A 12,690-nucleotide genomic window follows, 5' to 3' on the forward strand; every position below is an offset into this window, starting at 1 on the left:
GAGGAACTTAAATGAAGAGCTCACACAAAACAATCAAAGAACGTCGCGATAAACTTCTCAAATTATTGACTGCCCAAAAAAGCTTGCTAGTAAAAGATATAAGCCGCGAATTGGCAGTTTCTGAAATAACCGTACGCCGTGATTTGAGTGCTTTAGAAAAAATGGGATTAGTCCAAAGAGAACACGGAAAAGCCCGATCAGTTGAAAAAACTGGAACAGAGGATTATAACGAAGAAATTGAAGTTTTAAAAAATACCCTTGCTAAAAAAGCGGCGGAATTTGTCAAAGACGGAGATACCTTATTTATTAACACAGGTTCAACCGCCTTGTCATCATTGAAACATTTAGGAAACAAGCGTGTGACCATCGTCACTAACAACGTAAAGGTTGCTAGTTTGGATCATAATCCAAATGCGACCGTCATTTTATCCGGTGGTGAGATTCGTTTTCCAAAAGAAGCTTTGGTTGGTGATATTGCAATTGATTCATTTTCAAAAATGTCTTCTGATATTTCAATTATCGGCTGTTCTGGTCTCAGTGTTGAAAACGGCATTACAACCCCAGTTTTACATGAATCTAAAATCAACTCGCTGATTATTGAACGGACGAACGGTTTAGTGATCGTCGTAGCTGATTACCGGAAAATCGGTTTTTCTTCTAATTTTACCAGCGGAAATATTAAAGATATCAATTATTTAATCACGGATACATTTGCTCCACCTGAGGTTATTCGTGAAATCGAAAAGCAAGGAGTTCAAGTGATTCAAGTAGAAATTTAAAAATGAGTGCGAAACAAAACTGATCTTTAGTTTTGTCCCGCACTTATTTTTAATTAATAAAAAAACAGAACTTATGATACAATTTAGTTGCAAATAACTTACATATTCAAAAACAAATCAGCAACAGTTTATTTAACTTCAGCTTCTAAAACCAAGGAGAGATAATATGCAAATCAAACAATTGGATTATATTATAAAAATCGTTGAATTTGGTTCTGTCAATGTTGCAGCAAAACATCTTTTTATCACTCAACCAAGTCTTTCGAATGCGGTTAAAGAACTCGAACAGGAAATGGGCATTCAAATTTTCCAGAGAACACAAAAAGGAATGGTTCTGACTACAGAAGGAACGGAGTTTTTATCCTATGCCCGACAAATTTTAGAACAAGTGGATTTGATGGAAGAAAAATATAAAGGTACTGAAACAAGACGAAGACTATTCTCTGTTTCTGCTCAACACTATGCATTTGCTGTTCATGCTTTTGTTCAGTTAATTAAATCTTTTGAAAAAAATGAATATGAATTTACCTTTCGTGAAACCCAAACAAACAATATTATTGAAGATGTTAGTAATTTCCATAGCGAATTAGGCATTCTCTATTTGAATACATTCAATGAAAAAGTAATTCGTAAACTATTAAAAGAAAAACAACTGACCTTCCATCCCCTATTTACTGCCCATCCTCATGTTTTTGTGAGTAAAAAAAATCCTTTAGTCGGGAAAAAATCGGTAAAATTAGCAGATCTAGACGACTTTCCTTATCTTTCTTTTGAGCAAGGACAGCTAAATTCTTTTCATTTTTCCGAAGAAATTTTAAGCACGCTTTATCATAAAAAAAGCATCCGTGTGAGTGATCGAGCTACGTTATTTAATTTTTTGATTGGACTGGATGGATATACAATTAGCTCTGGTGTTTTAAGTCGTGAATTAAACGATGAAAATATTGTTGCTCTCCCATTAGATGTCGATGAAACTATGGAGATTGGCTGGATCCAATCGAATCAACTGTCTTTATCTCCATTAGGGAAAGAATATTTACGTTATTTAAAGGAACACATTATTGATTATGGGTTTACCATCGCCAAAGAAAAATAAAAAGCACGGATAAAATCTATTCGATTTTATCCGTGCTTTTTATTTTTTTAATCTTATCAGTGTTTAACGAATTTTCGTTTTCTTCTCTTTTTTTATTTGCTTGCTTCTTAACTGTCCACAAGCAGCATCAATATCTGTACCGTATTCTTTTCTGATTACACAGTTGACCCCATTTTTCTTCAAAACATCGTAAAATTTTAACACGTCTGCTTTTGTACTACGGCTATATTGATCATGTTCACTTACCGGATTGTAAGGAATCAAGTTGACAAATGTTAACTTTTTCTTGTCCTTCAATAAATCCGCTAGCTGTTGCGCATGTTCTGGTCGATCATTTACATTACTCAACATGATATATTCAAATGTGATTCGGCGATTTGTTTTCTCCAAATATTCATCTACAGCATCCATCAATTTTTCAATTGGGAAACTACGATTGATTCGCATAATGGATGTTCGAACATCATTATTTGGAGCATGTAAAGAAATGGCTAAATTGACTTGCAAGCCACTGTTGGCAAATTCTTTAATTTTTGGCACTAAACCACTTGTAGACACTGTAATGTGACGAGCGCCAATTGCCAAACCTTTTGCATCGTTAATTGTATGTAGGAAATTCATTAGATTGTCATAGTTATCAAACGGCTCTCCAATCCCCATTACAACAATATGACTTACTCGTTCCCCTTCACCACGTTCATCAAAATAGTGTTGAACTAACATAATTTGAGCAACGATTTCTCCTGCAGTTAAATCACGTTGTTTTTTCAGTAAACCACTTGCACAGAAGGTACACCCAATATTACAGCCAACTTGTGTTGTTACACACACAGACATTCCATATTCTTGACGCATCAATACTGTTTCAATCATATTTTTGTCAGGTAACTCAAATAAGTATTTTACAGTACCATCATTAGCTTCTTGAATAATCACTTGACGTAATGGATTGATAATAAAATTTTCTTCTAATAGCTTAATTGTCTCTTTTGATAGGTTCGTCATTTCATTAAATGACATTACACGCTTGATATAAAGCCATTCCCATACTTGGGTAGCTCGGAACTTTTTCTCATCGTGTTCAATAAACCATGAAATAAGTTCTTCTTTTGTTAAACCATAAATGGATGCTTTTTCCACTAGTTTTCTTCCTCATTTCTTCTAAACATTCGCTTCATACTATAACTTATTGTACCTGATTTGTCCATACACTGTCTAGGTTATATCTTTGTCGCTGTAGTTAAAGATTGAAGGCTCTCATAAAGAAAAAAAACATTCAGATTGATTCCTAAAGAACCTGAATGTCTTTTCTCCTACTCTTTTATATTTTATGCTTGAACCAAATGATAGACCTTTTTAAAATAGAACACACGAGCAACCAGATAATAGACTATCTGAATCAGGATAAATACCCCCAATACTTGCCAACCAGCCATTTGCATCCCTTGGTTAAACATGTGATACATAGCCGTCAATGCTACTGCTCCATGAATAACAGAAACAATAATTGGTGTAAAGAACAGAATTCCAACTTGCTGATAAATCATTTTTTTCAATTCTTTTTTGGTCAAACCCATTTTATAGATCATCTTGAATTTTTCTACATCCACATCCATGTCGCTATATAACCTGAAATATAAGAAACTTCCAGCAGAAACAAAGAAGACGATTCCGATAAAAATTCCAACAAGTAAAATTGGTGCAAAACTATCCGTGATGGATTGTTTTGTATAGCTTTTTGCCATGAAAGGTCTATTTTTTTCTTCAAATTTACCAATTGATACTAATTTATCGTAACTTGCATTTTGTGGTTGCCAAACAGTCATTGTTGTATTTTCCATGTTTTGTACATTTGTCTCATCTGGTACAACTACCATCGCTCCATAGGCAGAGACGACTGCAGTTTTTTCCTTTTTATTAACCGTTAATATTGACCCATCCGATAATTTCACTTCATTTATATAGGGGGCTTCTACTCCGATCGTATTTGTTGATAATAACTGAACGGCTTGTCCTTTTGTTTGAATAGGCGCTTTTTTGATTATTTTAGCTAAGCGATTATATTCAGACTCTTTAATAAAATTAACTTGGTCTGGATTTGTATAAGTGGTTAATTCCCCTTCATCCACTTGAATACCCTTATTGGCCAGTAATTCCGTAAATTTCTCTTTTATTGGTGCTGTTTCTTCAACAGTTCCTGAAATTTGAAACTCATAAGGTACTTGATTTATTCCATCTAAAATCATATTTTGAAATCCGTACAATGTACCAATCGCGGCAAAAGCAACTGTCGAAATGATTGATACCAAGAAAAATGAACGGGCATTATCCTTCATTCGGAAAGCCAAATCAGAAAAAACGACCATATTCGTTTTTTTCCAAAAAATAGACTCTTTCTTTTTTAACCGCTCAATAACTGAAACACTTAACTGATTGAATAAAAAACGTGTACCTACCACAACTAGAAAAATCACAGGGATCATGACCACTGGCACTAACATTCCTTGCACCAGTAAAGCAATCCCATAGCCGATACCAATCAGCAAAATAGCCAAAATAGTTTTGGCACGAGAGCTTTTGATTGTTCCTTTCCCTAAATCCCCAGCCTTTAATAGGTCTTGTAAACTTAGTTTTGGCAAACGGAATTGAATGAAAAACGAAATAGCTAAAAATAAAACCACAAAAGAAATCACGGTTAATACGAAGGCTTTTGTCGGAAAATAAAAGCCAAATCTTACATGCATTAATTTATTACTTAGCCATAAAATAACTTGTGAAAAACCAATCCCTGCAAGGCTACCGATAATCGTAGCAAAAAAACCAATGACTAAATTTTCAATAAAAACCATTTTTTTCAATTGTTTAGGACTCATTCCTTGAATCATTAACAAACCAAATTCCTTTTTCCGAGACTGAATAAAAACATCCATGGAATAAAGAACGAAAAAGAATGCAAAGCCATAAATAATGATTGCTGCAGCCAACATTCCCATTTGAGCATTTTTATTTAATCCACTTGATAAGGCTGGATGAAAAGCAAATACTGTAAAAGTGAAGAAAACCATCACAGAGAACAATGTACTTAGAAAGTAAGCCATATATAAATGCTTATTTCTTAAAGTATTTCGAATAACAAATTGACTAAAACTCATTATCGACACCTTCAATCTCAGATAATTTTATCATGATCTCATCATAAAACATCTTTTGATTTCCATTGTGGTGGATTTCATCAACTAATTCACCATCTTTAATAAAGACAATCCGTTTGCAATAACTTGCTGCTAAAGGATCGTGAGTCACCATTAAGATTGTAGCTTTTTCTTCTTCATTTAATTGTTGTAAAAGCTGCATAACATCTTTAGATGATTTAGTATCTAAATTACCTGTTGGCTCATCTGCTAATAATAATTGTGGTTGATGAATCATTGCTCGCGCTACTGCTACACGTTGCGCTTGTCCGCCAGAAATTTCTGCAATCCGTTTTTTTAACAAACTAGCAATTCCTAATCGTTCAGCTAAAAGATTAAGCTTTTTCTTCATAACCGAGATTTTTTCTCCATCCAATGTTAACGGCAAAACTATATTTTCTTCTACTGTCAATGTTGGCATTAAGTTAAAACTTTGGAAAATAAAACCTAGCTCTCTGCGTCTAAATTTAGCAATTTCTTCTTGGTTTAACTGATTTGGGTCTTTTCCATTCATTAAAATTTGTCCTGAAGTGGGTTGATCAATTGTTGCTAAAAGGTTCAAGAAGGTACTTTTCCCACTTCCAGAAGGTCCCATAATCCCTATAAATTCACTGTCATTAACGGTTAGGTTTAACCCTTTTAGCGCGTCATATTTTATTTCAGATCCGTATGTTTTTGATAAATTTTCAACTTGTAACATCATTATCGCTCCTTCTTTTCTACTGTATCAGTTTAGTCTAAATACAACTATCACACCATAGAAAAAAATAACAAGTTGCTTACACTTTTGTAAGCAACTTGTTATAAAAAATGGTACGTATTTTATTTAAGGTTTAGTATTAATCGGATGAATTGATTTTACTGCAATACTTTGTTCCTCGTAACCTGCTATTTATTCCATCGTAATCGTCGTTTCTCCAACTTTTTTCTAACCAACTATCTGATACAACAATGATTCTACGTTATTTGTTGATTGATTTGGCTAACATCCTTCTCCTGGGATAAAAAAAGTATCTACGCGTTACAAAAATAAGGTTGAAGTGCATGTTTTCCTTTTTTAGAAGTACATTTATTGAAAAAATTCTCTCTCTTCTAACTATGAACTAATGGAAGAACTACCTGAAATGTTGCTTTAAAACAGTAAAATAAGGAGCATATATCTATTCTAATCCATGGATACAACATGAATGAAGACAAGTTTAATGTTTACTTTGTTTAACTGATTCTATGCTTCATACTCAATAACATAAGGATAAAGTGCTGTATTATAAATTGCTTCTGAATACTCAACTACTTTTCCTGATGGACTCATTGATTTTCGTATTCTTTTTAACCCGTTTTGTTCAGAAGTATCTAGGATTTTTCGTTGCTCCGCTGTCAATTCAATCGTTTGGAAACTATCTTCAAACTTAACAATCTCAATACCATTTTGATCCATTAAACGGTACAATGATTCATTTTCAAATTCTTTCAAGGAAACATCTGCTAACGTATTCGGTAAAAAGTAATTAAAATAAATATATGGTTGGTTATCCAGAGTATATAAGCGTGAAACTTTCACTGCTTTTTCTCCCAAATATTGATATACTGGGGAATCAGGACTTACTATCACATTTTCTAAATTTAAAATTTTCTTTGCCACTTTTTGTCCTGATTCATTTAGATATTCCGTAAATGTCCCTGCTTTTGATAGTCTATTATATGGACGATTACTTAAAACAGTCGTACCTTTTCCACTTTTTTTCTCTACCAACTCTTCTGAAGATAATAATTCAATTGCTCGACGAACCGTGATTTTACTCACGTCAAACAATTGTTCAAGTTCAGCTTCTGTCGGTAATAATGAACCCACTGGATATGTACCATTCATAATATCTGCTTTAATTTGATCCGCAACATCTAAATATAATACGCTTTTTCTTCTCATATCATCCATCCTTATATTTTTTTGTCTATCTTTTCATTTTTTTTATTAGTTATTGAATTAAATTACTCTAATTTTAATCGCATTTATGATTTTATTCAACTTTTCATCTGTCTTTACTTGTTTAATAGTATTTCATACATTATACCAAATTTTACTTTTGTAACAACTATCTTTAACGATACAATAAAAATATGCTTTATTTTAACTATAATACAAAATGGAACAAGCTTTTTCAGCCTGCTCCATTTCTTTAATAATTATCTTTTTACTCAGAATCATAATCCATTGATGCATCATCCAAAGCAGGCTCTAGGAAAACTTTTCTTGGCTTACTACCTTCTGAAGGTCCTATCACACCATGTTCTTCCAACTCATCAACCAAACGAGCCGCTCGGTTATAACCAATTCTAAAACGTCGTTGCAGCAAGGATATACTGGCCGTTTGCATTTCTACCACCAAGGATTTAGCTTCTTCATACAATTCATCCTGTGGCGCTTCACTATTGCCACTAGTGGTTTCTTCTGTCGGCATCATACTCTCCTGATAATCCGCTTCTTGTTGCTCGGTTACAAAGGAAACAATTCGTTCAACTTCATGATCCGAGATAAAGGCTCCTTGAACTCGGATCGGCTTATTCTCACCCATTGGCAAGAACAACATATCTCCACGTCCTAAAAGTTTCTCCGCTCCATTACTATCTATAATTGTTCTTGAATCCGTACCACTAGAAACGGCAAAGGCCATTCTTGAAGGCACGTTTGCTTTGATGATCCCAGTAATAACATCCACACTTGGACGCTGTGTCGCTAGAATCATATGGATTCCTGCCGCTCGTGCCATTTGCGCTAAACGAATAATCGCATCTTCCACTTCATTACTGGCAACCATCATCAAATCAGCTAACTCGTCAACAATCACCACAATAAACGGTAATATCGGTCGATTTTCACCGTCTTCTAAATTTTTTTGAATGACTAATTCATTGTAGCCAGAAATATTACGAACCCCAGTTGCTGCAAATTTTTCATAACGGAATTCCATTTCTTGAACAACTTTTTGTAAAGCTTGTGCTGCCTTACGTGGGTTTGTAACTACTGGTGTTAATAGATGTGGAATACCATTATAGACATTCAACTCCACCATTTTCGGGTCAATCATCATCAATTTTACTTCATGAGGTTTTGCCCGCATCAGAATACTAGAAATAATGCCGTTAATCGCAACAGATTTCCCACTACCAGTTGATCCAGCGATCAACAAGTGAGGCATTTTAGCTAAATCGGCTGACTGAACCATACCAGAAATATCTCGCCCAAGGGGTACTTCCAGTAGTTTATCAGGATGACTTGGCTGAGCTTCAATAATGTCTCTAAATGAAACCGTACTTACCGTACTATTAGGCACTTCAATCCCAATCAATGATTTTCCTGGAATCGGAGCTTCCATCCGTACATCTTTTGCAGCAAGTGCTAATGCAATATCATCTGTCAGACTAACTACTTTACTAACTTTTACACCCACTGCTGGCTGAATTTCAAACTTTGTTACAGCAGGTCCTAAACTAGCTTTTACAACTTTCGCATCTACCCCGAAACTTTTGAATGTTTGTTCCAGTACACCAATATTTTTTTCGATTTTTTGATACTCCCCGCTTTGGTCTGCAGAAGGAATCGAATCTAATAAAGTTGATGGGGGTAGCTCGTAATCACGATCTTCAGCTTCTTCTGAAATTTCAAAATCTAAATCATTGCCTTCTTCATCCATCTCTGGTTCAGCAATTGGTTTTGGTTGGACAGGCGGTGTTTGTGCCTGACTTTGAAAACTATCGATAGGAACCAATGTTAACTGTTCTGGTTCTTGCACTTCTTTTTCTTCTTGCTCCCATGCTTCTTGCGCTAATTTTTCACCTGGAGTTAACTCTCGGACATCATTTTTCAAACGTTCTTGAGCCATTTGTTCCAATTCAGCTTGTTTAGCTGCACGTTTTTCTGCACGTTTCGCTTCTTTTTCTATCTGACGTTCTTCACTTCTAGCTGTTAACCCACTGAGTTTTTCACGAATGAACTGCAAGCCATTCATCACTTGTTGAAAATCAAGCATACTCATTAAAAATACACCCATCAATATCAGCAGTCCAGCAATCAAGTAACTGCCAAATTGTGCCACTAAAAAGAACGTCATACTATAAAGTGCTGCACCAATCATGCCTCCACCAACATTTTCAGCTACGGTACTTGCTCTCAGATCTATTCTAAGAAAATCCCATGTCGTACCTAAAATATCTGGTGTCTGGGTGCCCACATTACGAAACATATATGCTTGTAAAAATAGTAAAACACCTAAATATACAAATATACCACCAAAAATAGGACGAGCTTTTTTGATAGGAAATTCTTTTCCATAAATAACCAAAGAAAGACCATACAGCATTAGTAAGATAGCAGCAATTGGAAAGGTATTTCCTATAACTACACGTAAACCATTGGCAATCAAAGTGCCAAGAAATCCTAATTTTAATAGTCCGAATAATCCGAAGAAGATAAAAAAGATACCAAGAAAAATGAAATTAAGATGTTCTTGTTGTTGTTGCTGTTTTTTTGTCTTTTTCTTTTTTGCACTTTTCCTTTTTTGTGCCATATAACATCCCTCTTTTCAATCAGTATCCATTATACCTAAAAATCGAGCCGAACAAAAGTACCCCCATTGTTTCTCTTACAATTTTAATGAATTGGTTTATTTTTTTCTATTTATTTGACTCTATCTTAGCTTTCTTATGAATACCAATACCAGTCATTCCAGAAAGAATCGATAAAATCGGACATAATAGAATAAAGAAACTAAAAGGTGCATAACTCAATGTAGAAACTTGCAGCGTACTTGCCATAAAAACACCACTTACGCCCCAAGGAATCAATGAATTTAAAACAGTTCCTGAATCCTCTAATGCCCTAGATAAAACTTCTGGCTGTAGGTCCGCTTTATCGTAACTTTCTTTAAAAGCGCGCCCAGGAAGAATAATTGATAAATATTGCTCACCAATCATCACATTTGCTAATGCGCCACTAAAAACCGTAGCGGCAACTAAACTGCCAGTTGATCTTAGTTTACGCGCAAGAGGTGCCATCAGAACTGTAATCACATCCATTTTCATCAGTAAACCACCTAATGATAAGGTCAAAAGAATCAACGAGACTGACCACATCATACTTTGGATACCTCCTCGAGTCAACAAAGCATCAATTTGCTCCATCCCAGTTTCCGAAACAAAACCATTTTCTAAAATCGTGCTTAATTGTTTTAAATCAACGTTCCCCGTTTGAATCATGTACATTATACTTGAAACAAAGATTGTGACTAGTAATGAAGCAATGGCTGGAACTCTCTTTATTGAACAAAATACTAGCAAGAGAATTGGTATAATTGCCCACCAACTAATCGAAAAATTTTCTTTCAATACTTCTAAAAATTGCTTCGTTTCTAACTCAGTTTGTCCAATCTTCGTTTGAAATCCAATAACTGCGTATAGAACAAAAGAAATAATAAATGCCGGAACAGTTGTCCACATCATATTTCTAATATGTTTAAATAAATCCGCGCCAGCAACTGCTGAAGCTAAATTGGTGGTATCGGAAAGAGGAGACATTTTATCGCCAAAAACTGCACCAGAGATAATCGCACCTGCTAATATAGCAGAGTTAAATCCCATAGAAATCCCCATTCCCATCAAAGCCAAACCAATCGTCGAAACAGTCGTAAATGCACTTCCAATTGAAATCCCTACAACTGCACAGCTGACAAACGCAGAAGGTAAAAATATTTTCGTGCTAATGACTGAAAATCCAGCGTACATCATTGTTGGGATTACGCCGCTTGCAATCCAGACGGCAATCAATGCACCGATTAAAATAAAGATGACCATAGGAATGATTCCTGTTTTTACACCATCTATGATTCCTTCGTGGATTTTATCCCAAGATGCTTTTTTCCATTTACTCCAACCAATTAATAAACCTAATGCGCATAAGACTGGGAAAATCGGACTCATACCAACCCCAATCACACAAACACTAATAATCAATAACAATGACAAAAATACAACTAGTGCTTCTTTTACACTCAATTCTTTTTCCATTTACTTTCCTCATTCTTCTTATAAATTTAATTGTTGAATACAAAAAATCCCTGACAATCAGAAATAGACTGTCAGGGACGAATAAACGATGAAACAAACGTTTTGTTTTTGTCTCATACGCATAAATACACGCGGTACCACCCATAGTTGAAATTAAAAAATAATTTCCTCTCAAAAGACGCTAACGGATCTTACCCGAATATGGCAATCATGCTCTAGATTTGTAATTCAAGAATTTGCTTTGGTTAACTTTCATCAGCCGTTAACTTTCTATTAGTTCAAAACAAGTCTCTACTGTGAATCCTTCATAGCATTTTTTTATTTTTAATTTTAACGGTAAAAATCAAAGCGGCCTTTTGCCAGCATTTCTTTGATTCCACCTGTTTCAAATAATGAACGATCCATGATTACTTTTTTGATAACAGATGCTGGATATCCTTTGACTTCCATTTTTCCAACTTCACCAAAGGCATGGCTGTTTCCGATTGAAGCAACAGAACCTAATGATTTAAAGGTAAATTCTTTGGTCGCTTCACCTTTTAATTGTGCTTTGATATTTTTCCCTGCATGTTCACCCATTTTAAGTGAAATTTGTGCTGTTGTTGCATAAGGACGGTTTGCTTCTTTATCCATAACTGCAGAACAATCTCCGATGATGTACACATTACTGTAGTTAGCATCAGTTAAATCAGGCTGCACCATTACACGTCCGCGTTTCGCTGCAAAACCAGAATCACCTACTACATGGCTGCCGCTGACACCAGTCGTCCAAATAATTGTTTTAGCTGCTAATTCATTCAATTCATTTGTTTCTTGGTTATCTAAATAAACAACTGTATCTTGCTTGATTTCTTTGATTGGTTTTCCAACTAAGAAATTTACACCCCATTTTTTCAAATGATCGATTCCATAGCCGCCTAATTTTTCACTAAACATTGGTAATAAACGAGTCACAGCTTCAACACAGTATAATTGAATCTTCTCAGGTTCAACTCCTGCGATTTCAGCTAATTTTTTCTTACCTTCATGCAATGAACCTAATAATTCAATCCCAGTAAAACCAGCTCCACAGACAACGATTTTCAGACAATTTTCGTCTTTCGTTTCCTTATAGGCTTCCATTTGCTCTGTTAAATGTTGATAGACCTTTTCAGATGTTGGAATATCTACCATTTTTAATGAAAAGTCTTCAACACCTGGTATGCCGAATGATTCTGATTCATAACCTAATGCTACAATCAAATAATCGTAAGAAATCGCTTCTTGATCTTTCAAATGAACCAATTGGTTTTCACTATCAATTTTCTCTACTCTTCCTTGTACAAATGTCGTGCATTCTTTTTTTACAACATCTTTGATTGGATAAGTAATTCTTTCTGATGTTTGAATTCCTGCGGCCACTTCGTGAATGTCCGTTGCTTCAAAGTGGTAATCATTTTGATCTACCAATGTGATTTTTATATCATTGTTGCCTTTTTGTAACTCATGTAACGCTCTTAAACCGGCATAGCCAGCGCCTAAAATAACGACGTGCTTACTCATTTTAAAATCCCCTCTTGACCTT

At 34.9% G+C, this 12,690-nt stretch carries 9 protein-coding genes; 2 read left to right on the forward strand and 7 right to left on the reverse strand.

From position 1 onward, the window contains the following. Positions 1 to 11: 11 nt before the first annotated feature. Positions 12 to 779 (forward strand): DeoR/GlpR family DNA-binding transcription regulator, encoded by a 768-nt coding sequence (locus AC4BB2_RS09940; RefSeq protein WP_490472779.1) that lies wholly within the window; start codon positions 12 to 14, stop codon positions 777 to 779. Positions 780 to 945: 166 nt separating this feature from the next. Then, positions 946 to 1,875: a LysR family transcriptional regulator gene (locus tag AC4BB2_RS09945; protein WP_490472780.1), complete on the forward strand. Its 930-nt coding sequence runs from the start codon at positions 946 to 948 to the stop codon at positions 1,873 to 1,875. A 63-nt stretch (positions 1,876 to 1,938) separates the two neighbouring features. On the opposite strand, the gene rlmN is transcribed toward AC4BB2_RS09945, so the two are convergent. From rlmN to AC4BB2_RS09980, 7 genes are all read right to left on the reverse strand, one after another. Further along, positions 1,939 to 3,015: a dual-specificity RNA methyltransferase RlmN gene (rlmN, locus tag AC4BB2_RS09950; protein WP_490472781.1), complete on the reverse strand. Its 1,077-nt coding sequence runs from the start codon at positions 3,013 to 3,015 to the stop codon at positions 1,939 to 1,941. A gap of 188 nt (positions 3,016 to 3,203) precedes the next feature. Continuing rightward, positions 3,204 to 5,027: an FtsX-like permease family protein gene (locus AC4BB2_RS09955; RefSeq protein ID WP_490472782.1), complete on the reverse strand. Its 1,824-nt coding sequence runs from the start codon at positions 5,025 to 5,027 to the stop codon at positions 3,204 to 3,206. Further along, on the reverse strand, positions 5,017 to 5,766 hold the full coding sequence (locus tag AC4BB2_RS09960) for an ABC transporter ATP-binding protein (protein ID WP_490472783.1): 750 nt from the start codon (positions 5,764 to 5,766) through the stop codon (positions 5,017 to 5,019). The genes AC4BB2_RS09955 and AC4BB2_RS09960 overlap by 11 nt, the downstream gene beginning before the upstream one ends. Positions 5,767 to 6,291: 525 nt before the next feature. Continuing rightward, the gene (locus AC4BB2_RS09965; RefSeq protein ID WP_490472784.1) at positions 6,292 to 6,993 is read right to left on the reverse strand and encodes a GntR family transcriptional regulator; all 702 of its coding nucleotides are present in this window, start codon (positions 6,991 to 6,993) and stop codon (positions 6,292 to 6,294) included. Between the two features lie 265 nt (positions 6,994 to 7,258). Continuing rightward, positions 7,259 to 9,631, reverse strand: a complete 2,373-nt coding sequence (locus AC4BB2_RS09970) for a DNA translocase FtsK (protein WP_490472785.1) — start codon at positions 9,629 to 9,631, stop codon at positions 7,259 to 7,261. A gap of 106 nt (positions 9,632 to 9,737) precedes the next feature. Further along, positions 9,738 to 11,126, reverse strand: a complete 1,389-nt coding sequence (gene nhaC / locus AC4BB2_RS09975; RefSeq protein WP_490472786.1) for a Na+/H+ antiporter NhaC — start codon at positions 11,124 to 11,126, stop codon at positions 9,738 to 9,740. A 330-nt stretch (positions 11,127 to 11,456) separates the two neighbouring features. Further along, entirely contained in the window at positions 11,457 to 12,668 is a 1,212-nt protein-coding gene (locus tag AC4BB2_RS09980) for an NAD(P)/FAD-dependent oxidoreductase (protein ID WP_490472787.1), read from the reverse strand. Between the last annotated feature and the right edge of the window lie 22 nt (positions 12,669 to 12,690).

This window comes from Enterococcus sp. AAFC-DPL-5146, assembly GCF_058216635.1.